Origin of the sequence: Catenulispora pinisilvae (assembly GCF_015356865.1) — a bacterium.
Taxonomy (GTDB): Bacteria; Actinomycetota; Actinomycetes; order Streptomycetales; family Catenulisporaceae; genus Catenulispora; species Catenulispora pinisilvae.
Genome location: NZ_JAAFZA010000152.1, coordinates 1 through 24,928, shown reverse-complemented (window position 1 = coordinate 24,928; position 24,928 = coordinate 1). Strand labels below are relative to the sequence as shown.

19 protein-coding genes and 1 pseudogene are annotated in these 24,928 nt (G+C 70.3%); 10 read left to right on the top strand and 10 right to left on the bottom strand.

Annotated features, from left to right (window positions below; genetic code table 11):
- Positions 1–2,150, bottom strand: a 2,150-nt coding sequence (locus tag IZR01_RS32450) for an MMPL family transporter (RefSeq protein ID WP_194926097.1), incomplete at its 3' end; no start/stop codon positions are given.
- Positions 2,151–2,420: 270 nt separating this feature from the next.
- Between IZR01_RS32450 and IZR01_RS32445 the strand changes: the two genes are divergently transcribed.
- Together IZR01_RS32445 and IZR01_RS32440 are read left to right on the top strand one after the other, a co-directional pair.
- Positions 2,421–3,749, top strand: coding sequence for a sensor histidine kinase (locus IZR01_RS32445; protein ID WP_228560704.1), 1,329 nt, complete (start codon positions 2,421–2,423; stop codon positions 3,747–3,749).
- Positions 3,746–4,420 (top strand): response regulator, encoded by a 675-nt coding sequence (locus IZR01_RS32440; RefSeq protein ID WP_194896669.1) that lies wholly within the window; start codon positions 3,746–3,748, stop codon positions 4,418–4,420. Before IZR01_RS32445 ends, IZR01_RS32440 begins: the two co-directional genes overlap by 4 nt.
- A gap of 16 nt (positions 4,421–4,436) precedes the next feature.
- Here IZR01_RS32440 and IZR01_RS32435 read toward each other — a convergent pair whose 3' ends face one another.
- Positions 4,437–5,573 carry a serine hydrolase domain-containing protein gene (locus IZR01_RS32435; protein ID WP_194926095.1) on the bottom strand — a complete coding sequence of 379 codons (1,137 nt, stop codon included), beginning with the start codon at positions 5,571–5,573 and terminating at the stop codon, positions 4,437–4,439.
- A 135-nt stretch (positions 5,574–5,708) separates the two neighbouring features.
- Positions 5,709–7,169, bottom strand: a complete 1,461-nt coding sequence (locus IZR01_RS32430) for a serine hydrolase domain-containing protein (protein WP_194926094.1) — start codon at positions 7,167–7,169, stop codon at positions 5,709–5,711.
- A gap of 94 nt (positions 7,170–7,263) precedes the next feature.
- Here IZR01_RS32430 and IZR01_RS32425 point away from each other — a divergent pair, with 94 nt between their 5' ends.
- From IZR01_RS32425 to IZR01_RS32410, 4 genes are all read left to right on the top strand, one after another.
- The gene (locus IZR01_RS32425; RefSeq protein WP_194926093.1) at positions 7,264–8,052 is read left to right on the top strand and encodes a Clp protease N-terminal domain-containing protein; all 789 of its coding nucleotides are present in this window, start codon (positions 7,264–7,266) and stop codon (positions 8,050–8,052) included.
- Between the two features lie 108 nt (positions 8,053–8,160).
- Positions 8,161–8,775, top strand: coding sequence for a SigE family RNA polymerase sigma factor (locus tag IZR01_RS32420; protein ID WP_228560696.1), 615 nt, complete (start codon positions 8,161–8,163; stop codon positions 8,773–8,775).
- Positions 8,772–10,322: a hypothetical protein gene (locus tag IZR01_RS32415; protein ID WP_194926092.1), complete on the top strand. Its 1,551-nt coding sequence runs from the start codon at positions 8,772–8,774 to the stop codon at positions 10,320–10,322. Before IZR01_RS32420 ends, IZR01_RS32415 begins: the two co-directional genes overlap by 4 nt.
- 250 nt (positions 10,323–10,572) lie before the next feature.
- Positions 10,573–11,166 (top strand): DUF5134 domain-containing protein, encoded by a 594-nt coding sequence (locus IZR01_RS32410; RefSeq protein ID WP_194926091.1) that lies wholly within the window; start codon positions 10,573–10,575, stop codon positions 11,164–11,166.
- 12 nt (positions 11,167–11,178) lie between these two features.
- Here IZR01_RS32410 and IZR01_RS32405 read toward each other — a convergent pair whose 3' ends face one another.
- From IZR01_RS32405 to IZR01_RS32395, 3 genes are all read right to left on the bottom strand, one after another.
- The gene (locus tag IZR01_RS32405; protein WP_323747165.1) at positions 11,179–13,056 is read right to left on the bottom strand and encodes a copper resistance CopC/CopD family protein; all 1,878 of its coding nucleotides are present in this window, start codon (positions 13,054–13,056) and stop codon (positions 11,179–11,181) included.
- A gap of 5 nt (positions 13,057–13,061) precedes the next feature.
- The gene (locus IZR01_RS32400; RefSeq protein ID WP_323747164.1) at positions 13,062–13,829 is read right to left on the bottom strand and encodes a YcnI family copper-binding membrane protein; all 768 of its coding nucleotides are present in this window, start codon (positions 13,827–13,829) and stop codon (positions 13,062–13,064) included.
- A gap of 145 nt (positions 13,830–13,974) precedes the next feature.
- Entirely contained in the window at positions 13,975–14,685 is a 711-nt protein-coding gene (locus IZR01_RS32395; RefSeq protein WP_194926089.1) for a hypothetical protein, read from the bottom strand.
- Between the two features lie 316 nt (positions 14,686–15,001).
- On the opposite strand from IZR01_RS32395, the gene IZR01_RS32390 reads away from it, so the two are divergent.
- Positions 15,002–15,961 carry a cytochrome c oxidase assembly protein gene (locus IZR01_RS32390; RefSeq protein ID WP_194926088.1) on the top strand — a complete coding sequence of 320 codons (960 nt, stop codon included), beginning with the start codon at positions 15,002–15,004 and terminating at the stop codon, positions 15,959–15,961.
- 106 nt (positions 15,962–16,067) lie between these two features.
- Here IZR01_RS32390 and IZR01_RS32385 read toward each other — a convergent pair whose 3' ends face one another.
- From IZR01_RS32385 to IZR01_RS32375, 3 genes are all read right to left on the bottom strand, one after another.
- Positions 16,068–17,402: a lipase family protein gene (locus IZR01_RS32385; protein WP_194896660.1), complete on the bottom strand. Its 1,335-nt coding sequence runs from the start codon at positions 17,400–17,402 to the stop codon at positions 16,068–16,070.
- Between the two features lie 166 nt (positions 17,403–17,568).
- Positions 17,569–19,401 carry a vWA domain-containing protein gene (locus tag IZR01_RS32380; RefSeq protein WP_194926087.1) on the bottom strand — a complete coding sequence of 611 codons (1,833 nt, stop codon included), beginning with the start codon at positions 19,399–19,401 and terminating at the stop codon, positions 17,569–17,571.
- 41 nt (positions 19,402–19,442) lie between these two features.
- Positions 19,443–20,507, bottom strand: a complete 1,065-nt coding sequence (locus IZR01_RS32375) for an ATP-binding protein (protein ID WP_194926086.1) — start codon at positions 20,505–20,507, stop codon at positions 19,443–19,445.
- 152 nt (positions 20,508–20,659) lie between these two features.
- Here IZR01_RS32375 and IZR01_RS53620 point away from each other — a divergent pair, with 152 nt between their 5' ends.
- The gene (locus tag IZR01_RS53620) at positions 20,660–22,711 is read left to right on the top strand and encodes a S9 family peptidase (protein ID WP_323747163.1); all 2,052 of its coding nucleotides are present in this window, start codon (positions 20,660–20,662) and stop codon (positions 22,709–22,711) included.
- A gap of 127 nt (positions 22,712–22,838) precedes the next feature.
- On the opposite strand, the gene IZR01_RS32365 is transcribed toward IZR01_RS53620, so the two are convergent.
- A complete protein-coding gene (locus IZR01_RS32365) occupies positions 22,839–23,501 on the bottom strand; it encodes an SRPBCC family protein (RefSeq protein WP_194926085.1) in 663 nt (220 codons plus the stop codon).
- A gap of 271 nt (positions 23,502–23,772) precedes the next feature.
- Between IZR01_RS32365 and IZR01_RS32360 the strand changes: the two genes are divergently transcribed.
- Positions 23,773–24,381: an acetate uptake transporter gene (locus tag IZR01_RS32360; RefSeq protein ID WP_194899871.1), complete on the top strand. Its 609-nt coding sequence runs from the start codon at positions 23,773–23,775 to the stop codon at positions 24,379–24,381.
- Between the two features lie 199 nt (positions 24,382–24,580).
- Positions 24,581–24,928 (top strand): annotated as a pseudogene (locus IZR01_RS51225) (MinD/ParA family protein); the annotation flags it as partial.

Here is a 24,928-nt window from a genome sequence, read left to right as displayed (position 1 = left end):
CCCACCACCCGCTCACCGCGCGCCACCGGCGAAGGCGCCACCCGCAGCACCGAAGCCGCCCAGCCCGGCAGCCACCAGTTCCACCGGCCCAGGACCCCGACCATCGCCGGGACCAGCAGGGAGCGCACGATCACGGCGTCCAGCAGGATGCCGGCGCCGAGGCCGGTGGCGAGGACCTTCACGTCCACCGTGGGGGTGGTCGACATCGACAGGAAGGACAGGAACAGGATCAGTGCCGCGCTCGTCACCAGGCGGCCGGTGCGGCCGATGCCGGTCACCACGGCGTGGTCGGTGGCGCCGGTGGCGTCGTACTCCTCGCGCATGCGGGTGAGGATGAAGACCTCGTAGTCCATCGACAGGCCGAACAGGAACGCGAAGACCATGATCGGCACCCACACCGTCACCGTGCCGGTAGCCGGGACGCCCCATAGCGCGTGGCTACCGTGGCCGTCCTGCCAGACCAGCACCATCACGCCGTAGGCCGCGCCGACCGAGAGCAGGTTGAACAGCACGGCCTTCACGGCCAGCACCACCGAGCGGAACGCGCGCGTCAGCAACACCAGCGTCAGCACCGCGATCAGCGCCAGCATCAACGGGAAGCTGCCGTAGACCGCGTGGATGAAGTCGTTCTGGGTCGGCCCCGATCCGCCGACGCCGAGCACGCCGGGCAGCGACCGCGCGCTGTCCTGTACCGCCGCGATCTCCGCGTTGCCGGCGGTCGTCGAGGGCTCGTGCACTGTCGCGACGTCCACGAGCGCCGTGCTTCCAGCATCCGCGCTTCCGGCATCGGGGCTTCCGGCATGGAACGAGGACCCGACGTAAGCGGTGTAGACGCCCGAAACGGCGGCCAGCCGCGCGGCAACAGCCGGGGCGGCGTCCGGCGTGGTCAGCACTTCGATCGGCGCCAGTACCCCGGACGGGATCCCGTTGTCCGTCAACTGAACAAGCGCGTCGTGGGCCGGGCCGTTCTGCGCGGCAGCCGCCGAGGGCGGCTCGCCCAGCCGCAGCGAAAGCAGCGGCAGCACCAGCGCTAGCAGCACGGCGACCCCGAGTACCGCAGCACTCTTACGATGCCGCAACACGAACCGGGCCCAGGCGCTCCACGGCCGACTGGCCTGTGCCTCCCGCCGCCAGCGCGGCCGGTCGATCCGGTTTCCGGCGGCGGCGAGCAGCACCGGGAGCAGTGTGACCGCGACGCCGATCGACACCAGGGGGATGAAGAAGCCGGCCAGGGCCATGTTGCGCATCAGCGGGACCGGGACGACGAGCACGGCCAGCAGGCTGAGCGCGACCGTCAGGCCGGAGAAGACGACGGCCCGGCCCGCGTGCCGCATCGCGTTCTCCACCGCCGCGTGGTTGTCGGCGCCGTTGTCGCGCTCCTCGCGCCAGCGCGTCACGACCAGCAGCGAGTAGTCGATGGCGACGCCGAGTCCGATCAACGCGACCAGGTACTCCACCAGCGTGCTCACCGACGTGATCCGAGTCAGGCCATTGATAAGCAGGAAGGTGCTCGGGATCGCCACGCCGGCCATCAGCAGCGGCAGGAACGCCAACAGGCTCCCGAACACGTAAGCCAGCACCGCCAGCGCGCCGACCGATCCGAGCAGGACCTCGACCAGCACGCTGTTGCCCTTGCTCGTCCCGTTGCCGGCGGCCAGCTGGTTGGATCCGGTCACGCCGTATCGCCAGCCGGCCGGGGTGACCGCGGCGGCCGCCGCCTTGATGTGGGGCGTGGCCGTGTCGCTGCCGAAGCCCTTCTCCGGCGGGGTGAACAGGAACGCGAAGGTGGTCCGGCCGTCGGCGCCGGTGAACTTGGCGTCACCGGTGGTCGCCGCGTCCGCCAGCCGAGTGCCCGGCACCGCGGCCGCCGCCGCGGCGAAGATCTGGTGCGCCTGAAGGGTTTCGGCGCTTGTTCCCACCCCTGGTGGCGCGGTCACGGTCAGGAGCGTCGGGAGCGTGTCGCCGCCGTTGTGATACAGAGTATTGATTCGCTGGTCGGCCACGTATCCGGGCTGGCCGGGTAGCGCGAAGTCGGTGGTCAGCCGGTTCGTGGTCGAGCCCATGGTGGCGAAGCCGGCGACGGCGATCGCCAGCCAGCACAGGACCACGAGCAGTTTGTGGCGCAGGACGAGCGTGGTGATGCCTCGCATCAGGACTCCTGGAGTCGGGTGTCGGGTCGGGCCTCGGGTCGGGCCTCAGATCGGGCCTTGGTGCGCCATCGGTTTCCGCTTCCGGAGTCTGGCCTCGGGCGAGAGCGGAATCGTCCGGCCGGAGAAGCGAATCCGGGGACCGCCGAGGCGGTAGCGGGCGTCGTCCACAAGATGTGCACCGCCGCCCGCGTACTGCTCCAGCAGTACGTCCCGCACCCTCCGCAAGCCGATGTCACGCCGACGACCAGCGTTTATGCTGCGCCCGTGGCCATGCTTGTTTACGCGACTCTGCAACGACGGCGGTTCCCGCTGCTCGCCGACCTGATGTACACGGTGGTGCTGCTCGGGCTCACCGTCATCGGTTCGGTCGCCGAGTCACACCCCAACCGCGCCAGCGACCACATCCGCGCCTCGGCTGTCGCCCCGTGGCCCGCCTACTTCCTGGTCGCCGCCGGCTCCATCGCGTTGTTCTGGCGGCACCGCGCACCGGTCGCCACGTTGGCCGTGGCGCTCGGCAGCACACTGGTGTACACCGCTTTCGGCTACGAGAACGGCGCCTCGTTGCTCAACCCGATGTGTGCGCTCTACACGGTCTGCGCCACCGCGCGCCAGCCGAACGCGCCCGGCGGAATCGGCTCGGTCCGCCGCGCGACGGCCGCGGCCGGCATCACCTTCGCGACCCTGGCCGCCATGACCGCCGCGCGCGATCCCTTCGGCGCGCTGAACGGCTCGTTCTACATACTCCCCGGCGAGGCGGCCGCCGCGCTGTTCGCCGGCCTGGCGGTCGCGAATCAGCGTGCGTATATCGACGCGATCCAGCAGCGGGCCGAGGACGCCGAGCGCAGCCGGGAGGAGGAGGCGCGCAGCCGGGTGGACGCGGAGCGGCTGCGGATCGCGCGGGAACTGCACGACGTGGTCGCGCACACCATGTCCACGATCAACCTTCAGGCCGGCGTGGCCCTGCACGTCTCCCGCGATCTGCCCGAACCGGTCGCCACCTCGCTCGGCACGATCCGCGACGCGAGCAAGAACGGGCTGCGGGAACTGCGCGCGATCCTGGCCGTATTGCGGCAGGCCGACGAGGACGCGGCCGAACCGACCGCTCCCACGCCCGACCTGGCAGGCCTGCCCGCGCTGCTCGACACGGTGCGATCGTCAGGCCTACCTGTCAGCGTCGAGATCAGCGGGGAGCGGCGGCGGCTGTCGGCGGCGGTGGAACTGGCGGCGTACCGGATCGTGCAAGAGTCGCTGACGAACACGCTGCGCCACGCCGGACCGGCTCGCGCGATGGTGCGGATCGGTTATGGGGGTGAGGCTTTGGACGTCCAGGTCACTGATGACGGTGCCGGGCCCGGCGCGGGCGAGGCAGACAATGACTCGACCCACAATCACGGAAGCGGCCACGGCCTGATCGGGATGCGCGAGCGAGCCCTCGCCACCGGCGGCACGTTGCTGGCGCAACGCGGGCCGAACGGAGGATTCGTGGTGAAGGCGCGACTGCCACTCGGCGACCGGCTTCCCGCTGACGACGACCCTTCGAGGGACGAGACAGGCCATGCGTCGGAGAGCGCGCCGGAGAACAACAAGGAGCACGCATGATCCGCATATTGCTGGCCGACGACCAACCGCTGATCCGCGTCGGCCTGCGGATGCTGATCGACTCCGCCGAGGACATGGAGGTCGCGGCCGAAGCCACCAACGGCGGCGAAGCGGTCCGGATGGCCGCCGAAACGCGCGCGGACGTGGTGCTGATGGACATCCGCATGCCCGGCGTCGACGGCCTGGAGGCGACCCGCCGGATCAGCGCCGACGAGGACCTGGCCGGCATCAAGGTCCTGATCCTCACGACGTTCGAAGCGGACGAGTACGTCTACGAGGCGCTTCGCGCGGGCGCGTCCGGCTTCCTCCTCAAGGACACCGACCCCGGCGAACTCCTCCAGGCGGTACGCGTCGTGGCCCGCGGCGACGCGCTACTGTCGCCCAGCGTGACGCGCCGCCTGATCGCCGACGTGGTCAGCCGCCCCCGCACCCGCCCGATCCGAGCCGACGACCCCCTCGCCGCCATCACCCAGCGCGAGCGCGAAGTACTGACGCTGGTCGGCACGGGCCTGTCGAACGACGAGATCGCCGGCGCGCTGCACCTGTCACCGCTGACGGCTAAGACACATGTCAGCCGGTTGCTGACGAAGCTGGGGGCTCGGGATCGGGCGCAGTTGGTGGTTACGGCTTACGAAACGGGGTTGGTGGTGCCGGGGGTGGGTGGGGCTTGAGGGTTTCCGGCGGATCTCAGTCCCCGAAGACCAGTCGCCGGAACCCGTTGCGCACCGTCGTTATCGGCCCGCGATCACGGCTGTAGTACAGCTTGTTCGTCAGCAGCACCGCCCAGCGGTCGCGCACTGGCGACACCCACATAGCGGTGCCCGTGAATCCGTAGTGCGTCCAGACGTCTTCGGCAGTCGACATGCCGGGGACGGTGTGCCAGAACAGGCCGCGTTCGGGCTGTAGATCGCCGGTGTGGAGGCGCAGCGATTCGCGGATCCAGCGTCGGCCGAAGGCGGGGCCGGTGCCAACGCCGGTGCCAACGCCAGCACCAACACCAACACCAACACCGGCTCCGGCTCCGGCTCCGGCCTCGGGATTGAGCATGTACTGAAGGAATCTGCCCAGATCGACAGCGTTCGAGAAGACCCCGGAGATCCCGCAAACGCCGAGCAGCCGACCCGAATAGTCGTGCACGGAGCCGCGAACGTGCGTGCCCGTCTCCTCGTCGAACTCAGTCGGTGCGCACTGCTCGGCCAGCGAAGCCGACAGCGGTCCGTAGCGCGTGGCCGACATCCCCAGCGGCTCCCAGGCCACATCACGTGCCACCGCGTCCAGCCGCCGATCCATCAGCTGCTCCACCAGAAAGCCCAGGATCAGCGCCGAGCGGTCGGTGTACTCGACCGCCTCGCCCGCCGGTCTGTGCATCGCCTCGCGGAGCACGCCGAGTCGCACCGCCTCGGGGTCGGTGCCGTAGGAGGCCCGGAGGTTGGCGCGGAGCGGGACTCCGGAGGTGTGGGTGAGGAACTGGCGGATCGTGACGGTGCCCAGGGGGAAGCCGAGCGCGTCCGGGAGGTGTTTGGCGAGGGGGTCGTCAAGGTCGATGCGGTCGGCTTCCCAGAGCGCGCCGACGGCGGCCCAGACCGCGATTATCTTGGTGAGGCTGGCGAGGTCGAACAGGCTGTCCGGCCGCATCGGCCGGGAGGCGTCGCCCGGGTCCAGCAGTCCTGCCGCGCCGTGTGCCGTCAGGCCGTCGGGGCCGCCGACGGCCCAGACCGCGCCGGGGAAGACCCGCCGTTCGACGCCGCCTTCGACCAGAGCGTCGATCTGGGAGGCGAGACCGGTGAGGTTGGCGGGGTTGGCGGGGCTGGTGGAGCCGTCCATCGAGTCTCGCTTCCGTTCGGGGTGACATCCGAGCCTAACCGAGCGGCCGTATGTCTCCCGTCGCCGTGCGCCCGTCGCGCACCCCGCCCGGTGCCCAGGGCCCGGCGCCCGATGCGCGGCCACGCGCCTATCAGGCTATTTACCAGACACCATGTTCCCCAGGAACGGAACACCGAGTTGCCGCTGCACCACGGCCAGATGATGCGCCGGCAAGTTCTGCCCCATCAGCTTCTTCATCCCCGCCAGCGTGCCGTCCGCCGCGGCCACATCCCCGATCCCGGAACGGAATGCGGCGGCGTCCCAAGGCGTCCCGGCCGCCACGCTGCTCGCGGCGACGATCGCGTCCAGGTCGAAGCCGGTCGGCGCGGCGGTGATGCCGAGTCGGGCCGTGAGCCGGTCCCCGACGATCACCCCGGCCAGGTAGCTCCGGGCGGCGGCCTCGCTGCGCAGCGGCCGCGGATCGGCGCCGTGGACCCACGCGTCGACGACGTTCAGCATCAGCCGTCCGGCCAGGTGGCTGGGGCGCTCGGACGAACCCAGATCCCCGAGGTCCCACTGGTTGACCGACGCCGTCACCGCGATCCGTCGCTCCGGCCAGATCCGCGAGACCTGGTTCCAGCCCCACATGTACTCGCCGCCGTGGCCGATGTGGTAATTCGGGCTGCCGTACTGGAAGACGTTCCAGACGTAGCCGATCGTGTTGTCCGGATCGGGGCCACGGCCGGCCTGCGGACTGACCATCGCCTCGGCCGTGGCGTTCGTCAGGATCCTGACGTCGCCCAAGCGGCCGCCACCGGCGATCGCCAGCAGGAAGCGCGCGTGGTCCGACGGCGTGGTCAGCGCCCCACCCGCCGGATAGAGGCCGGCGTGGATCTGCGGCAGCCGGAACTGGAAGCCGTCGAGCGTGGCATAGCCGGTGGAACGGCGGTCGAGCAGATCGGCCGGGACGTGATCAGGGTGCTGAGCCGGCGGGAAGCAGGTCGAGGCCATACCCAACGGCGCGAAGAGATTCCCTTGCAGCCACTCGGAAAACGAGACGCCGTCCGGGTTGAGACGCTCGACCAGATACCCGATCAGACCGATACCGACGTTGCTGTACTGGTAGTGCGCTCCAACCGGCGTGACCCACAGTGGCAGAACACTGCCTCCGTAGGCGTCGGTCCGCCCCTCGGCGAGGATCTTCTGGAGCAGGCCCCCCAACGCGATCGGCGGCATCCGGTCGGAGAAGGCGAAGTCCGATCCCAGACCACTGCGATGGGTCAGCAGATCCCGCAGCGTTATCTCACGCCCGCCGTGCGGGTTGGTGACGCGCAGGCCGCCCAGGTGATCGTTGATCGGGTCGTCGAGCCCGATGAGACCGCGGTCGAGGAGTTGCAGGACCGCGGTCGCGGTGTACGGCTTGGCGTCGGAGCCGGTGGGGCCGACCGTCTCGGGCGTCATCGGGCGGCCGGTGGCCAGGTCGGCGTGGCCGTAGCCCTTCGCCCAGACGACCCGGTCGTCGATGCCGAGCGCGATGTTCATGCCCGGGGCCTTGGCCAGGGCGAGGATCTCCGGGACCAGGACGTCGAGGGCTTCGGTCAGGTGGGTCGGGTTCATGCGTCAAGGATTAGTTGTCACGCTTGGCGATGTCAAGAACCAGGTTGACGCATCGCAAGTCGTCAAGACGCTGATTGACTGCCAGAATGGCCCCGTGCCCGAACTGCCCGACCTCCCCGCCCTGATCGCCGACCTGGACGCCCGCACCGCCGACCGCGGCGACCTGGACCGCCTCGAAGCCGCCGAGGAGATCGCGGACGAGCTCACGGCGCTGGGCGCGCGCCTGGTCGGCTACTACGTCGAGCAGGCCCGCACCCGCGGGAACTCGTGGACCGACATCGGCGGCCACCTGGGCATCAGCCGGCAGGCGGCGCAACAGCGCTACACCCCGGCGCGCTTCCAGCTGACGCTCGGCGACCTCATCAGCACCGGTGCCCTCAGCCGCCTCACCGACCGCACCCGCACCACGCTCGTCCGGGCCGAAGAGCACGCCAAGCGGCTCGGTGGTGCGACCGTGGAACCCCGGCACGTGCTGCTCGCGATGCTGGACGACGGCGACACGCTGGCCGTGCAGGCGCTCGCACGGTTGGACGTGGACGTCGCCGGCCTGCGCGCGGTGCTGGACACCGCGGACGCAGTGGACGCGCCGAACAACGCCGTAGGCTCGCGCGATGCCGCGCCGCACGTCGCAGCACCGAACTTCGCAGCACCGCACGCCACAGCGCCACCCCTCGGCACCCCGGCCCGCCGCCTCCTCGAAGCGGCGCTCGCCCAAGCCCTCAAGCTGAACCACAACTACATCGGCACCGAGCACCTCCTCCTGGCCCTGGCCTCCGTCCACACCGACCCCACCGCACAACTCCTGGCAGACCGCGGCGCCGGCTACGACCGCGTCCGCGAGGCAGTCCACGCCGTGATCGACGAGTACCTCCGGACCCGCTGAGAAACTTTCTCGCCCCCGGCGACAACCGAACCCGTCCCGCCTTCCGTGGATTGGCTGTCAGAACAGTCCGGAAGCTCGGGCACGATCAGGGGATGAGGGGCGGATCGGATGCGCGGACCCGATGAGAGGGAGTTCGGCGAGCTGGTCGCCGGGCGCTCCCACGCGCTCAGGCGCACGGCGTTCCTGATGTGCGGTGACTGGCACCAAGCCGAGGATCTGGTGCAGATCGCCTTCATCAAGCTCTACCGCGCCTGGGGCCGGGTCAACCGCCATGACGACCTGGACGCCTACCTTCGCAAGACCCTGCTCAACGCCTGCATCGACGAGGGGCGCCGGCCGTGGCGGCGCCGGGAACTGCCGACCTCGGCCCCGCCGGACCATCCGGACCACTCCGCCGTCCTGGTGCACGACCGCGACCTGCTGGTCAGTGGTCTGCGACAGATCGCACCTGGTCAGCGGGCGGTCCTGGTCCTGCGGTTCTGGGAGGACCTGAGCGTCGAGGAGACGGCCCGGGTCCTCGGGTGCTCGACCGGCACGGTGAAGAGCCAGACGGCGCGCGGGTTGGTGGCGCTGCGCGCGGTGGTCGGCGAGCTCGCGCCCGGCGTGCGGACGGTCGGCGCTCGGGCGGTAGACACCCGGACGCCCGGCGCCCGGACGCCCGGTGCCTGGACGCCGGACACCCGGATGCCCGGCGACGTCTCAGTCTTGAAGGGGAACTCATGAACACCGACCAAGAATGGGCCCGTGAACTGTTCGAGCGTTCACGGCAGGGCGAGGAGCCGGTCTGGGTCGCCGACCACACCGAGATGATGCGGACCGGGCAGCGCAAGAACCGTGCCAGGGCCCTGACGGCGTCCGGGAGCGTGGTGGTCACGGCCGCGGTGGTGGCGGCGGTCGGGATCGGCGTGTCCGGCGGGGTGGATCAGAGGACGCACGTTCCCGGGCCCGGCCAAGGGACCGGGCCCGCGAAGCCGTCCAACACTGCCGCGGCCGTGGTCATGGATCCGTCCGACGTTCTCACCTACACGGCCTTCAACGGCTTCTCCACCAAAGACGACAAGAGCCAGGACCACGATTTCTTCCACAAGTACTACATCGCCGTCCCGAACACGACGGCCCGCGACACCGCGCAGCTGCTGAGCAAGCTGGACCCGACGCTCACGCACATCGCGAAGGCCACACCGCGGACGACACCCGGCAGCGCCCGACTGGTCTCCGACGACGACCTGATGGCGAAGGACATGGCCGCCTTGCAGGCCGGCGTCGTGTGGACGGACGACGCGAGCTCGGCGGACTCGTTGCGGTCGCCCCAGGCGACGGCTCCGATGGGCATGCTGAACATGTCGTTCGTGGATTCCGCCGACGAGGCACCGGACCCGGCCGATGTCTGCGCGACGGTGGTCTCCCCCGGCTCCATGCTGGATCCGGTACACGCCGGCGGCGACGGCTGGACGGACGCGGCGGAGTTCAGTCCCTGCGCCAAGAAGACGTTGCCAGACGGTTCCGTCCTGCTGAGTAGGACCAAGTCCTACGGCTCCTTCGTCGCGGTCTCCGTGGTCCGGCAGTTCCCCGGCGACGGCGGCGCGATGGGGGTCGAGTGGGAGAACTTCGCTCCGTCGGATATCACCATGGTGTCGGGGCCGGACCCGAAGCGCGCGCTGAAGCCGAACCCGCTCACCCTCGACAAGCTGCTGGCCGCGATGTCCGACCCCGGCCTGGCGGCACCGCTGACGGCGGTGCCGGTCCCCCCGCCGCCGGCGACCCTGCTCCAGGCGTCCGACTTCGGCCCGGGCTGGACGTTCGACCCGGCGGCGTCGCACAGCAAGACAGGCGACCTCGTCGTGGACAACGGCTGCGTCGGCGAGCAGAACCCGGTGGCCAGCCCTCAGACCACCTACGGCTTCGTTGGGAAGACGCCCAGCGGGATCAGCGTCACGGCGAGTGCCGGGGTGGACGTCATGGCGTCCGGCACCGGCGCGAAGTGGATGGGCGACCTGCGTCAGCATGGGAGCGGGGGGTGTGACGTGGACGGGCTGCCCTACAGCAAGGACACGATGTCGCCGCTGCCTGCTGGGACCGGGGACGACGCGTTCGTTGAGAACTGGTACGGGCAGGGGAACGAGACGTTCTTCGTCCGCTTCGGTGATCAGGTCCTGCGGGTGGATGTGAAGACTGCGGACCAGAAGATGCCCGCCTTCACGCAGGCGGACAAGGACTGGTTCGCTGGGCTCGCCGCCAAGGCCGCCGCGAGGCACGACGGCAAGGGCTGAGGACGAAGCCCGCCGACGCCGAAGTCTGGGCCGACACCGACACCGACACCGGCACCCGTCGCCGACACCGACACTCGTCGCTGACGCCGCCAGGCATTCACCGATTACGCCACATTCGCCATGGATTATCGCGGCTGCTCCCCGGGAAAGCTCTCGCGGGGAGCAGCCGCAGTTCTGTTGGCTGTCGGTGGCCGCCGGTATACAAGAACCCGCACGTCTTGCGGCGTATGTGGAAGGCGACGGTGGGGCGATGCCGGGAATGGACATGAGCTCCGGCGGCGGGTCGGCGGTGCCGGTGCTGGCCGAACTCGCCCTGTTCTGGACGGCGACCCTGGTGCACGTGTTGCGCCTACTGTCCCCGACCCGGCTGCCCGACACCGACCGACCAACTGACGCTGGACACGCGCTCATGGGCGCGGGCATGACGCTCATGGTGTTCCCCGGTGTCTCCACCACGACATTGCACGTGGCCGCCGTGGCCTACGCCGCCATGGCAGTGCTCTACATCGCACGCGCCACGCTCCGCCGAAGCCCGGCCCAGCACCGCGGCCAACACGCGGCCATCGGCGCCGGCCAAGCGGCGATGGCCTACATGCTCGCCGCGCCCACACACCCGCCGGCGTGGGTGCCGCTCAGCGTCGCCGCGGTGCTGGCGGGGTGTGCGGTGGTGCATGGGCGGCGGCTGGTTGATGCGCGGCATGGGCATGGTGCAGTAAGCGTGGGTAGTGCTGGCGTGGGCGGCATGGATAGCCTGGCCAGCGCGCCCCGGATGCTCGTCATCGTTCCGCATATCGGAGCGCTGGTGATGACCCTGGTGATGGCGGTGATGGTCGGGAACGTCTGAGTTCTCAGGTTCTCAGCGGATGGTGACCGGCACGACCACCGTCGTCTCGTCGATGTCGTCGGTCCGCACAGTCACCGACAACTTCCACGCGCCCGCCAACGGAATCGTGGTCCCTCCGTAGTAGTGCGACGTCCCGGCCCCGCTCAGCGTCACCGGCAGCGGGCCGAGTTGCCGGTCCGGCAACGTCAGGCTCGCGGTCAGCTGCGGGACCGACTCCGGGTCCCCGGATGGTGAGACGACCTCGATGTGCACGGTGTCGTTGCCGGTCTTCGCGGGGCCGACGAACACCTGCACGCTGCCCTTGCCGTTGGGGCCGCCGGTGTCGAAGGCGACGGTCGTCGATACCGGGGCCGCGAAGGCGGTGCGGGCGGGCGGTGCGTTCACCAGCATCGCCGTGACGCCTAGGACTCCGGTGGCGAGCGCCACTTCCAGGCCGGTCGAGCGGCGTAGTTGGCGGATGGCGATGGCGTCCGGCGTCACGGCCGCCGCGCGCGCCGCGCTGCCGCTTCTGTTCCCACTGGCCTTGGTGCTGCTCCCGCTACCGGTTCTGCTCCCGATGCCAGTGCCGCTCTTGTTGCTGCTCCCGCTGCCAGCGGTGCCGCCGTTTTGCCGCGACTGCCCAGTGGCCGAGCCGCTCAGGTAGTGCGCGATCCACACCCGGGCCAGGTAACCCAGCGCGATCAGCAGCCCGACGCCGAGCAGCTTGACCAGCAGCAGCCGGCCGTAGACCGTGCCGGTCAGCGCCCCGAGCGTTCCGACCTGCCGCCATGCCTGATACGTCCCCGTCGCCACCAGGGCACCGATGCAGCACGCCGCGATGGTCGAGAACCGCCGCACCGCCCGCGCCAGCACCGGCACGTCGGCGCCCGCCGGGCGCAGCAATGCCGCGACCACCACGGTCAGTCCGCCGAGCCAGGTTCCCATCGCCATCACGTGCACGATGTCGAGGGGCAGCGCCAGCGGCACCTGCGAACCGACCCCGGCGTGGTCGGCGGCGGCCCATGTCGCGGCCATCCCGATCGCCAGTGCCGCCCCGGCCGTGGTGGCCGCGATGCGCAGGTTGACGGAGGCCCTTTCCACCTTGGGCAGCACCAGCCCCAGGCCGACGCCGTACAGCCCGAGCAGCATCAGCCGTACCGCCAAGGCCGTGCCGAGCCTGGTGCCGAGGGTGGTGTGCAGGACCGTGGTGTCGAAGACGCGGTCCAGTCCGAACCCGCCGTCATAAGGACCCTGCAACCCCAGTACGGCGAGCGTCGCGGCCACCAGGGCGGCCCAACCGGCGGCGATCATCGCGCGGACCCGGCGCGAAGCGCCTCCGGGTGGCCAGCAATAGAGCAGGAACCCGGTCGCGCCGACTATCAAGGCGAAGCCGCCGTATGCCACGCCGCGTGCGATCCCGTACAGGACGCCGACCGTCTTGCTCCCGCCGGCGTTCAGTGTGTCCTGGGAGACCGAGGTCGCCGAGGAGGAGCCGACGCTGAACGTGAACGCCCCCGACACCGGGTGCGAGTCCGCCGAGATCACGTGCCAGGCCACGGTGTAGGTGCCGTGCCCCAAGCCCGAGGCCAGGGCGACCTCCACGGTGTCCGAATGCCCGGTCGGGTGCGACGGGCTGCCCTCGTCCACGCGGCTCCCGGTCGGGGAGAACACCCGCAGCGCGCCGAACTGCATCTGGACCGGCTCGTCGAAGCGGACCGAGACCACGGTCGGCGCGGTCGCGACAACCTGGCCGTCGCTGGGGGACGTCGAGACCACGGTCGCGTGCGCGGAGGCTGACGGGGCGACGGAAATCAGCACCGTCACGACCAAGGCCGCCAGAAACGCCAGGCGGCGTACCGCGGCTCTCGGCCTGAGGCCGGGCGCGAACCCGGCCTCAGGCGATCGATGCACCAGGCTCATTCCGGAGTCCCGGTCCCGGCTCCCTTACGCCGAGCCGCTGTGATTCCGAAGGCACCGGCCGCGAGCCCCAGCACGCCGATCACGATCCCGGCGATGCCCAGCCCGCGCGCGGTCGAGTCGCTGGTCTTGGCCGAGGCGGTGGCCCCGGACGAGGCCCCAAACGAGGACGGCGCCGAGGCCGTCACCGAGGCCGTCGCCGTCACCTGCGAGCTGGGCGCCGAAGGCGAAGCCCCGTCAGGTGCCGCGGCGGTCAGCGTCAGCACCGGTGCCGGGTGATCCGGCTCCGGCTGGCCCGGCTGCTGAACGTCGATCCAACGCACGACATCCCCGTTGGAGTACGTCTGCAACGCCTTGAACGTCAGGCTGTCCGCGTTGTCCGGCAGGCTCCCGAGCATCACCCGGAACCCCTGGTACTGCCCGGGCGGGAGCTGCCCGCCGCTCCAAGTGATGCGCTGCACGACCTGGGTGACCGTGCCGTCGTCGGTCTTGATCGGGGTGGCGAGGGTGACGTTGTCCACCTTCACCGTCCAGCCCGGCGTCGGCTCGGGCAGCACGCCGGTGATCGGCTTGTCGGTCGGGAAGTCGACCTCCAGCTGTGTGGTGTCGGCCTGGGCCTCCTCGTTGGGGACCCGGAAGGTCAGCTCGACGTCGCTACCGCCCTTGGCGGTGGTGTTGGGGCCGATGGTGACGTGCGCGGAGGCCGGTCCGGCCAGCGCCAGCACGACGAGCACGGCCCCGAACACGGCCGAACTGCGAGAAAGCACGGAGCTCCGAGAAAGCATCGAACCTCGAAAACTCATCGAACCCCGAGAACGCATGGACATGCTGAGATCTCCACTGTGGGTGAGGGAAAAGCGAAATCGGCGAAGCCGCCATGGCGCTCGCACGCATGCGGGCGCTCGTGATCCGTTACCGAACCGCGGCTGCCGGTGGCCCTCTCCTGATCACGGTGAACAGCAGGACGCGCGCCGCCGCCGGTCGGCGGATTCCGACGCCGACCACGCAGCGGGCCGGCCCCGCCGACTCGATCGGCCGCACACCCGCGGCCCACTCCGCCACCATCCGCCACGAAGCACCGAGCACCGCTCGGGCCGCCCCGGCCCGCTGAACCACAGCGAACAGCGCGGCCTCACCGCGTCGCAGCCACCAGGCGGTCACCAGGGCGGCCAGCACGTGGGCGATCGTCATGCCGGTCGTCGTGCCCAGGAACGATGAGCTCGACCCGCCGACCATGCCCGGCATACCACCCATATTGGGCATGCCTGCCATACCGGGCATAGGCATCGACGTCGCCCCGATGGGACCGCTCGGCGCGCTCGGAGTGCTCGATAGGCTCTGAACGCTCAACGCACTCTGCGCCTGTGCGGCCTGTGCGGCCTGGAACAGCAGGTGCAGACCGATCTGCGAACCGCCGACCAGCAGCCCGATCGTCGCCAGCCCGCGCTCGCCGAGCGCCGCGGCGATCCGGGCGAAACAGAACACCGCTGCGGCGCCGAGCGCGATCGCCGTGACCGGAATGTCCGAAACCGACATCAATCGGTGCGCGGCCACCGCCAGCAAAGTGCAGACCGCTGCGAACACAGCGGCCCGGGAATTCGGGGCGACACTCCGCGGCTCCATGGCGGACACATCATCGCATCGCGCCGCCGTTCCGTCGCCACCGCCCCGCCCGGCTCCAGCCGAACCAGTCTGCCGCCGGGACGATGCCCCGCTATGACTCGGGGCGATGCCCCGCTACGACTGCCGCTACATAGGCCACTATGACGGCCGCGCCAGCACCATGACGGCCACGCCGGGCTCGGGGCAGCACCGCCCGCAGAGATCACCGCCCGGTGTGCGAGCATTGCCTCAGCCGTCCCACCGACGGCTGGTATCCGCCGCTTCCAGGTGACGGAGTACTCACCGACAGGTCACCAGCAGCCATGAGGAGCGCGCCATGGGCGACGGGATGAGCGGCCCCGGCTGGATGCCCGAGGTCCCGGCCACGCTGGGGCGGCTGTTGGCCTGGCACCCGCAGCCGATCCCGGTCGAGCCGGTCACCTGCCTGCTGGTCGCGCTGCTCTACGCGTTCGGGGTGTGGCGGCTGCACCGGCGCGGCGACCGCTGGCCCATCGGCCGCACAGTCGCGTTCCTGGCCGGCATCGCCACCATCGTCGAGGTCACCGCGACCGGCGTCGGCGGCTACGGGATGCAGCTGATGAGCGTCCACATGGTCCAGCACATGGTGCTGTCCATGGTGAGCCCGGTCCTGCTGCTGCTCGGCGCGCCGATCACGCTGGCCCTGCGCGCCCTGCCGGCCGCGCCGCACGGCCGCCTCGGCGCGCGCGAGGTCCTGGTCCACGTCCTGCACTCGCGCTTCGCGAAGGTCATCACCGCGCCGTGGTTCACGCTGCCGGTGTTCGTCGCCAGCTTGTACGGGCTGTACTTCACCTCGCTGTTCACCACGCTCATGAGCAACTGGTGGACCCACGACCTGATGCTCCTGCACTTCCTGGCGGTCGGCCTGCTGTTCTTCTACCCGATCCTCGGCGTCGACCCGGGCCCGCGCCGCGCCAACCCGGTGCTGGGCATCCTGGAACTGTTCGGCGGCATGCCGTTCCACGCGTTCTTCGGCATCGCGGTGATGATGGAGAGCTCCCTGACCACCACGGTGTTCACCCACCACCCCAGCACCTGGCCGGGCAGCGCGATCTCCGACGAGCACGCGGCCGGCGCGATCGCGTGGGCGTTCTCGGAGATTCCGAGCGTCCTGGTGCTGCTGGTGCTGTTCATGCAGTGGCGGAAGGCGGACACCCGGGACGCTGTCCGGCAGGACCGGGCCGCCGATCGCGACAACGACGCCGAGCTGACGGCTTACAACCAGTACCTGGCCGGGCTGAACCAGGGCGGCGGCTGAGCGCAAGCTCGCAGATCAACGTGCGAAAGCTCGCAGATCAACGTATCCCGCGAAGCCCAATGGTTCGCGGGATACGTGACAACAAGCAGTAGCCTGCTGGCTCCCCTCAGGAAGCCGGCACCACCTGCTCCGGCGCCAACGAGTTCCCGGCCGCGATCGAGCCGCAGTCCGAAGGCGCCGTCTTGCCCGCGAACCGGTCGTTCAGCCAGCCCAGCGCCAGCGGGGCCCAGGCCGCCGCCGTGCCGACGTGGCTCAGCAGGTCGAACTGGTCGAACTTGATCGACCCGTCGCCGGTGGCGCAGTACTGCCGGGCCAGCGCACGGACGTCTCCGGCCACCATCACCCCGTCGCCGGTGCCGATGCCCGGCGGGCTCGAGAACGTCCCTTCCAGCACGCCGCCGTCGCCCTGCGCGATGTAGCCGGGGATGGTCGGGGTGCCGACCGAGCCGAGGTTGATCTTGTTGACCGCGTTCACGAACTCCGGCACCGAGTCCGGGTCGGCGTACTGCGGCTTGGCCATCTTCTGCCAGGTCAGCCCGGGGTACTCGCCCAGCGCGTTGACGATCGAGCCCTGTTGTAGCTGGTTGTAGACCTGCATGCCGTAGGGGGTCAGGTACTTGCTGAAGTCGATCCCGTACGAGCGCGCGACGCCGATGATCGCCATCGGGATGACGCCGGACCACACCAGGGATCCGTTCACGTACTTCAGGTTGTGCGCCGGGTCCACCAACAGGCCGCCGTCGGCGAAGCCCACCAGGTTGTGGTTGACGTCCGGCGCGTACGACGGGGCGAGCGCCGCGGCCCAGCCGGTGGCGATGGCGCCGCCGGAGTAGCCCTCCAGCGCGAACTTGGTGCCGCCGTTCATCCCGGCCCCGGCCGCGCTGCTGGTGGCCGCGCGGATCGAGTCCAGCGTGGTGGTCCCGTATTCGGGACCGGCCGCGAAGTCGGCGCTCTGGCCCTCGGTGTCCGGGATGACGACGTTGTAGCCCTGCAACACCAGCGGCGCGAGGAACAGCGCTTCGGCGTTGGGGATGACGCCGCCCAGCGTCAGGTCGCCGGCGATGGCCCGCGACGGGCTGTCCGCCGGGTTCAGCGAGTCGTAGAACGACTGGTAGGACACGGCTTTGCCGGCGTCCCCGGTGATGCTGCGGATCACCGACGTCACCCCGGCGCTCGGCCGGCCCTGGGCGTCGGTGGTACGGAACAGAAGCTGGATCGCCGTCACCGGCGTGGGGATTCCGACGACGTGATACTGCAACGTCCGCGTCTTCAGGACGGTGCCCGGCGCGTAGGACGACAACGGCGCCGAGCCGCTGTAGCTGTAGAACGAGTCCGTCGTGGCGGCGGACGAGGTCGTGGCTGCCGCGGTGCTGATCCCGGCGGCGGCGAGGGCCACCACGGCCGTGGTCGCGGCGATACGCCTGGCTGGTCTCCTGCGCATGGCACTCCTTGGCGGGTGAAGTGGATCACAGACCTGACTCGGAGTAAGTTACCAACGGGTAATGCCGGTGTACAGAGCTGGAAACAAGCAGTTCACCGAGACAGCGCAGCCGTAGGAAGGTATGACCCCCGCATTTGACCCCACATATGACCCGCGCCGACGGCCGTCAGCGGAACCCGAACACCGGCCCGTGCGGCTTGAACGGAAGCGACAGCCCGGCCGGCACCAGATACGCGTGCTGACGCCGCACGGTCAGCACGTCGCACTGCCCGTCGGTGATGATCAGGATCGGCGCGTCCTGCGGGAAGTCGGCGGCCTTCTCCAGCAAGCGGATCCCCGGCTGCAACACCGTCCCGCCCCGGCCCCACACCCGCAGCCGGTTGCCGATCTCCTCGACCGGCAGATACCCGGCGTCCTTCGGCGTCACGTCGCAGTAGACGACGCGCACCGCCGGGACGTCACGCGCCGTCGCGAACGAGGCCACCGCGCCGAGCACCTTGCCCAGCTGCCGCACGTCCATCGACGCCGAGGTGTCCAGCAGCACGCCGAACGTCACCCGCGGGACCAGCTCGGTCGGCAGGTACCGGCCCGGCCGCGGAATGTCAGGGGTCGATGACTGACGCCGGGACGGCCGCGCGTAGCTGCGGGCCGGCTCAGCTCGCGGCAGGTACTCGTCGAACCAGCGCGCCAAGCGCGCGTCCCACTTCGGCGGCGGGTGTTCCAGGGCCTTGATCGCCTGCGTCAGGCCGCCGGGCAGGAAGCCGCGGTCGCCGTCGCGGTGGTAGGCGAAGCCGGTGAGCAGGGCACGGCGGTAGAAGTCGTCGAGGTCGGTGGCGCCGCTCTTGTCGTGGACGCCGGGCAGCGGCTCGTGCAGCACGTCGCCGACGCCGGCCCCGCGCAGCGTGCGCAGCTTGCGGGCCCGGCGCAGGTCCCGGGCGATGCGGTCGTAGACCTCCTCGGCCGACATCCCGGCGAGCTCCGGGTCGTACAGGCAGCCGTCCGGCATCTCGCCGACGGCCATCTCCAGCAGCCAGCCGTTGATCACGTAGTCGGCGGCCACGTTCCACAGGAAGCGGTCGCGGCCGCCGACCCGGTCGCCGTGCCGCAGCGCGGCGTGCAGCATCTCGTGGGCCAGCACGAAGCGCCACTCCGGCTCGGTGAGCGAAGCCAGGGGATTGATATAGATCTCGCCCGCGGCGGCGTCCACCGCGGCGATCCAGATCTGGTGTGCCCGCGCGACTTCCACGTCCGAGACGATGGTCAGCCCGGACGCGATGCCGCCGAGCAGCGGGTACGACGCCACGAACCAGCTCAGCGCCAGCTCCCAGCGCTTCTTCTGCCGGGTGCCGGACCGCGGGCCCGCGCCGTCGGGGCGATCGGCGCCACCGGCGACATCGACTGCCGCGGTGACGGACCGGGACAGCGAGCGCGCGAAGACGGCGCGCCAGTCCGGCACCTTGCCATCCGGAGTCCACTCGGTATGCGCGACCAGAACCTGATCGGGATCGGGCCCGGCGGTACCGACCAACTCCGGATCAGCGAACGCCGGCGGCACACCGAGGCCCCGCCACCGGTCGATCAGCGTCTCCTCGTCCGAGCCGCTGGTGTCGACCATCTCCGGCGGCAACGGCGCCCCGACGCGCAACGCGTCCAGGAACCGGTTGACCACCGCACACCGCGCCGCGATCTCCACGGCATCCGGCTGCGGACGCTCGGTCGCGCTATCGGCCGGAACGTGCCCGAACCCCAGGTGCAGCTGCGCATGCGCGACGGCCCACGCCCACTGCTCCGGCGTGGCGCGCCGGGAGATGGAGACGTGCACGGTGCCGTTGGAGTCGACGAGGCAGTAGCCATGGCGCGGGGCGTACTGGCAGTTCGGGACGCGGCAGACCGAGCCGATGCTCAATTCGGCGAAGGCCGGATGCGCGCCCAACAGGGCCAGGCCCGCCTCGAAGTCGGGGCGGCCAGGATCCGGGATCTTCTTACTGGGCTTGCCCATTCGGCCTCGTCTTTACCTCTAGTCTTCTCGCACCCGCGGCCCTACTGCCGGGCGGCGACCAATCGCGGCAGGTCCCGGGCCGCCTCGACCAGGAACCAGGTCGGCAGCAGCGGCACGCCGTCCTCGTCGTCGGCGAGCACCGTCTGCGCGATCTCCAGCGAGATCTCGGCCAGCTCGACGAGCAACGTCTTGGCCCGGAACGCCAACTGCCGACCGGCGTTCGAACCCTGATTCTTCTCGGCCGGCAGCTCCTTGATGAGCCGCGCCCGGAAGGCCTCGGCGAGGTAGTAGAGCAAGTCACGGTCCTGAGGCCGCCGCGGCCACGACGCGTCGCCCTTGAGGATCGCCTCGAACCCGTAGGAGTTCCGCACGATCTTCACCCAGCCACAGAACCCGGCGGCGTGCGAAGGCGTGAGCGTGCCGGTGGCGAGCACCTTCAGCATTTCCTCCTCGGGCGTCTCGCCCCAGGAGTGCAGCGCGTCGGAGAGCATGTGCCAGGAACGCGGCGTGGAGAACGGCTCCTCGGTCTTCGGCGGCTGCGCCCACAGCTGGTCCGGCCGGTCGGTGAGGTAGTCCAGCACCCACGGATGCACCCCGTTGGCCCCGGCCCACTGGAACCAATCGGCCGCCGAAGCCCGCAGGTGCACGTGGATCAGCCGATTGACCAGCGCGCTGGCCATCGGCCGGGCCAGCGCGTTGTCGGTGGCGCGGTTGCCGGCACCGATGACGATCGAGCCCTCGGGCAGCTCGTAGGAGCCGATCCGCCGGTCGAGGATGAGGCTGTAGAACGCCTTCTGGACGTCCGGCGCGGCGGCGTTGAGCTCGTCGAGGAACAGGCAGTAGGGCTCGTCCCGGGCGATCAGCTCGGGCGGGCAGAACCGGCTGCGGCCCTCAGGGGTGATCTGCGGCACGCCGATGAGGTCTTCCGGCGCGAGCTGGGTGCCCAGCAGCGAAACGCAAGGCAGGGCAAGGCTCTCGGCGAAGGCTCGCACCAACGAGGACTTGCCGATGCCCGGCGCGCCCCAAAGAAAGACGGGACGAACCGTCGTGGTGGCCAGCAAAAGGGTCGGGAGCTGGGACGGAGTGACTGTGGTCGCGGACTGCATGGTGGCTAAATGGTCCCCGCTAGCGGCTCCGGATGTCATGGGGTTTTCGGATGTCGCGGGCTTTCGGATGTCATGGGGCTTTTCGGTTCAGCAGAGTCCGCCCCGGTGCTAACCCGAGTGCCCGGACGCGGCCCCGGAGTTAGTGTGCGGGAGTGACTGACGATATTGCGGACGCCCCTGCCACCGCCGCCGACGATGACCGGAACCCCTTCGACGACCTGGCGAAGTTCCTGGAGATCCCGCGGGTGACCGGCCTGGCGCTGGCCCCCGACGGCAGCCGGCTGGCGGTCGGGGTGCAGAACCTGTCGCCGGACGGCAAGAAGTTCGTCTCCTCGGTCTGGGAGGTGGACCGCGACGGCGGCGCCCCGTTCCGGCTCACCCGGTCGGCGGCCGGCGAGTCGGCCCCGGCGTTCCTGCCGGACGGCTCGCTGCTGTTCCTCGCCAAACGCCCCGACCCGGAGGCGAAGGACGGCGACGACGGCGACGGTTCGGGCTTGTGGCTGCTGCCGGCCCGCGGCGGCGAGGCCCGGCTGCTGGCCGCCCCGCCGGCCGGCGTCGGCAGCGTCGCGGTGGCGCCGAAGACCGGCCGGATCGTGCTGTCGGCGAAGGTCATGCCGGAGGCGAAGGACCTGGCCGAGGACGCCGAACGGCGCAAAGCCCGCAAGGACGCGAACGTCACCGCGATCCTGCACGCCCAGGCGCGGATCCGCGAGTGGGACACCCAACTGGGGCCGGAGGGCACGCGGCTGTTCGTCGCCGAGGCGCCGGGCGCGGACGGGAAGGTGGAGCTTCGCGACCTGACCGGCGACCTGGGGCCGGTGGTGGATTCGTTCGCGGTCGACCGCGACGGGTCGAGGGTCGTCTACGGACTGGTGGTCCCGCTCCAGGCCAGCGAGCACGGCACCGAGCTGCGGCTGCTCGACGTCGCCTCCGGCAAGAGCACGCTGTTCGCCGGTGACACAGAGCACGAATACTCCGGGCCGGTCATCTCCCCCGACGGCGCCACCGTCGCCTACGTCCGCGGTGGTGTCGACACCTTCGACGAGAGTCCCCCGCGCGTCATCTGCGTCCAGCCGCTGGCCGGCGGCCCGGCGACAGCCCTGACCGAGGACCTGGACCGGTGGCCGCAGGGCCTGGTGTGGGCGCCGGACTCATCAGCCCTCTACTTCACCGCCGACGAGATGGGCCGCGCGCCGGTGTTCAAGGTGGACGTGGCGACCAGTACCGTCACCCGGCTCACCGGCGACCGCGCCGCCTACAGCAGCCTCCAGGTCACCCCGGACGGCAGCACCCTGTTCGCGTTGCGGAGCGCGACCGACGCCCCGGCGCGTCCGGTACGCCTGGACGCCGGCGCCGCGGATCAGGAGCCGGTCCTGTTGTCGGCGCCCGGCGACACGGTGCCGCTGCCCGGCCGGGTCGAGGAGGTGACGGCGACCGCCGAGGACGGCACCGTCATCCACTCCCGCCTGGTGCTGCCGGACGGCGCCGACGCCGCGAACCCCGCGCCGCTGCTGGTGTGGATCCACGGCGGCCCGATGATGAGCAGCAACGCGTGGGGTTGGCGCGCCAATCCGTGGGTGATGGTGTCGCAGGGTTATGCGGTACTGCTGACCGACTACTCGCTGTCCACGGGCTACGGCCAGGAATTCCTCAACCGGGGCAAGGGCGAGAAGAGCGGGAACCCGTTCCACGACCTGATGGCCGCTACCGACGCGGTCCTCACCCGCCCGGAGATCGACGGCACCCGGACGGCGGCCATGGGCGGCTCGTTCGGCGGCTACCTGACCAACTGGATCGCCACCCAGACCGACCGTTTCAAAGCCCTGATCTCGCACGCCGGCGTCTGGAACGCGCAGCTGCGCACGGTTTCCGACGTGCCCTGGTTCTTCCGGCAGGCCTACGGGGACGTGCTGTCGCAGCCGGAGCACAGCCTGCGCTGGTCGCCGCACCTGTACGCGGACAACGTCAGCACCCCGATGCTCATCATCCACGGCAACAACGACTACCGGGTGCCGGTGGCCAACGCCCTGTGGCAATGGCAGGACTTGCAGCGCCGCGGGAAGGAAGCGAAGTTCTTGTACTTCCCGGACGAGAACCACTGGGTCCTGCGGCCGCAGGAGTCGAAGCTCTGGTACGAGACGGTGCGGGCGTTCCTCGCCGAGCACGTGTTGGGCCAGGCGTGGGAGCAGCCTGAGCTGCTGTAGCCCCGGACACTGTCATGGCGCGGTCACCCGCTCTCACTCGGGCGACCGCGCCGGTATCAGGGTTCAGCTATCGAAGTTCAGCTATCGAGGTTCAGCGTCGGGTCCGCGACGCTGCGACGCCGACCTTTCAGTGCTGGCAGACACGCGCCTCGGAAGCCGCCTTCAGATCGGCCAGCCACTGGTCCAGCCCGGGCGCCAGGTAGCGGATCGCGGTGGCCGGGTCGGCCTCGATCTGCGCGCCGGTCCAGCTCTCCTCGGTGCGGACGATCACGCCGCCGGGCACCTTGATGAAGTTCCAGACGTGGGTCCCACGGTCGATGCGCAGGCCGTCCCCGATCGCCGGACCCATCCACCGGGTGCACTGGCCGGGCCGGACGTCCTGCACCGTCGAGGTGATGACCAGGGTGGTCGCCGGGGTCGAGGCGGTGGCCGGCGCGGGCGTGGTCCAGCGGAACTGCGAGCCCGGCCGCATCGGGCCCGGCGTCAGCGGCTTCATGCCGCTCACGGCGGACTGCCACTTCGGCCAGGCGGCGACGTCGGTGTGGGTGCGCCACACGACGCTCAGCGGCGCCTTGATGAAGATCTGGGTCTGGTAGTGCAGTTTGGCCGTGGGGTCGATGCCCTGCCCCTGGCAGGTCAACGGGCGCTGCGCCGTGGCGGTCGCGTTGGCGGTGGCGGCCTCGGCCGGCGATGCCAGACCGCCGAGCAACGCGGTGGCGGCGATCGGGAGGGCGAGGAGAGCGGTGCGCAGGCGGGCGGGGCGGCGAAAGGTACGAGCGGTGGCGGTCATGGCGTGACTCCTTGAGCTGGGGCTGGCCCGGTTGGCGTTAGCTACTGTCGCTGTAGTTAGAAGTTATAACGCCCGAGCCGTGACAGTCAATAGCAAGAGTGAGATGCTATAACTCTGCGCGGATCTGAACCAGCCGCAGATCCGGGTCAGCGTCGGCCGCCAGGTGGCCCACCTGCGGCCCGCTCCGCGCTCTCGTCTTTTGTTGAAGTCCGATCTATCCTGGAACGAGCGGAATTGTCTATCCTTTCCTCCGCGGAAAGGGAGTCGCGAAATGAGCGAGACAACGTCCACGCGGCAACCGGCGCCCCCGACTTCCGGCGTCGCCGATCCGGCCGCTCTAGGACTAGCCGGCTTCGCCATGACGACGTTCGTGCTCAGCTTCGTGAACGCGAACATCATCAAGGAGACCGGCGCGGTGAACGTCGTCCTGGCCCTGGCGCTGTTCTACGGCGGCGCCACACAGTTGCTGGCCGGCATGTGGGAGTTCAAGCGCGGCAACACCTTCGGCGCCACCGCGTTCGCCTCCTTCGGCGCGTTCTGGCTGAGCTACTGGGCTCTGGTCAAACTGACACCGGCCAGCGCCGGGGACATCCACCAGGCGATCGGGCTGTACCTGCTGGCCTGGTGCATCTTCACCGCGTACATGACCCTGGCGGCCCTGAAGACCAACCTCGCGGTCCTCGCCGTCTTCGTCCTGCTGACCCTGACCTTCCTGTTCCTGGCCATCGGCGCCTTCATGAACGACCCGGCCCCGGACTCGATGACCAAGGTCGGCGGCTGGTTCGGCATCGTCACAGCGGCAGTGGCCTGGTACGCCTCGTCGGCCACGGTGGTGAACGCCACCCACGGCAAGACGGTGCTCCCCACCTGGCCACGCTGACACCGGCCGCACCCGACACCGGCCACACCGACACCAGCCAAACTGGCACCGGCGCGACCCCATAAGGCGGGCAGGCAGGGCCGGGGAACACTCCCCCGTGCCCTGCCATACCCTTGCAGCCGCACCACATCAAGCGGCTGAACTCGCGCGGGCACGAGTCGGCCCCGACACCGAGCCGACACCGAGCCATGGGGGACGCATGACCCATCCCGAGCCGCACCACGGCCAGCCCGCACCGCAGTACCCGCCGCCGGTCAACCCATACGGCACCGGCAAGAAGCGGCACGCCCCGCAGCCACAGGCACCGCAGTCGCAAGCGCCGCAGGGGTATCAGCAGCCTTACAGCGCGCCGCAAGGGCAGCCCTACCCTCCGGCGCAGCAGCACCCGGCGCCTCCGGCCGCAGCGTGGCAGCAGCCGCATGAGCCCGCGCCGCCGAACCTCGCGTGGCAGCAGGCTCCCGCGCCGCATCAAGCCTCACCCGCCACACCGAACCCCGCATGGCAGCAGGCTCCCGCGCCGCATCAAGCCCCACCCGCCGCACCAGAC

Coding starts and splice junctions, on each gene's coding strand:
- IZR01_RS32445 (WP_228560704.1), top strand. CDS start 2,421: ATGCTTGTTTACGCGACTCTGCAACGACGGCGGTTCCCGCTGCTCGCC.
- IZR01_RS32440 (WP_194896669.1), top strand. CDS start 3,746: ATGATCCGCATATTGCTGGCCGACGACCAACCGCTGATCCGCGTCGGC.
- IZR01_RS32435 (WP_194926095.1), bottom strand. CDS start 5,573: ATGGACGGCTCCACCAGCCCCGCCAACCCCGCCAACCTCACCGGTCTC.
- IZR01_RS32430 (WP_194926094.1), bottom strand. CDS start 7,169: ATGAACCCGACCCACCTGACCGAAGCCCTCGACGTCCTGGTCCCGGAG.
- IZR01_RS32420 (WP_228560696.1), top strand. CDS start 8,161: ATGCGCGGACCCGATGAGAGGGAGTTCGGCGAGCTGGTCGCCGGGCGC.
- IZR01_RS32415 (WP_194926092.1), top strand. CDS start 8,772: ATGAACACCGACCAAGAATGGGCCCGTGAACTGTTCGAGCGTTCACGG.
- IZR01_RS32410 (WP_194926091.1), top strand. CDS start 10,573: ATGCCGGGAATGGACATGAGCTCCGGCGGCGGGTCGGCGGTGCCGGTG.
- IZR01_RS32395 (WP_194926089.1), bottom strand. CDS start 14,685: ATGGAGCCGCGGAGTGTCGCCCCGAATTCCCGGGCCGCTGTGTTCGCA.
- IZR01_RS32390 (WP_194926088.1), top strand. CDS start 15,002: ATGGGCGACGGGATGAGCGGCCCCGGCTGGATGCCCGAGGTCCCGGCC.
- IZR01_RS32385 (WP_194896660.1), bottom strand. CDS start 17,402: ATGCGCAGGAGACCAGCCAGGCGTATCGCCGCGACCACGGCCGTGGTG.
- IZR01_RS32380 (WP_194926087.1), bottom strand. CDS start 19,401: ATGGGCAAGCCCAGTAAGAAGATCCCGGATCCTGGCCGCCCCGACTTC.
- IZR01_RS32375 (WP_194926086.1), bottom strand. CDS start 20,507: ATGCAGTCCGCGACCACAGTCACTCCGTCCCAGCTCCCGACCCTTTTG.
- IZR01_RS32365 (WP_194926085.1), bottom strand. CDS start 23,501: ATGACCGCCACCGCTCGTACCTTTCGCCGCCCCGCCCGCCTGCGCACC.
- IZR01_RS32360 (WP_194899871.1), top strand. CDS start 23,773: ATGAGCGAGACAACGTCCACGCGGCAACCGGCGCCCCCGACTTCCGGC.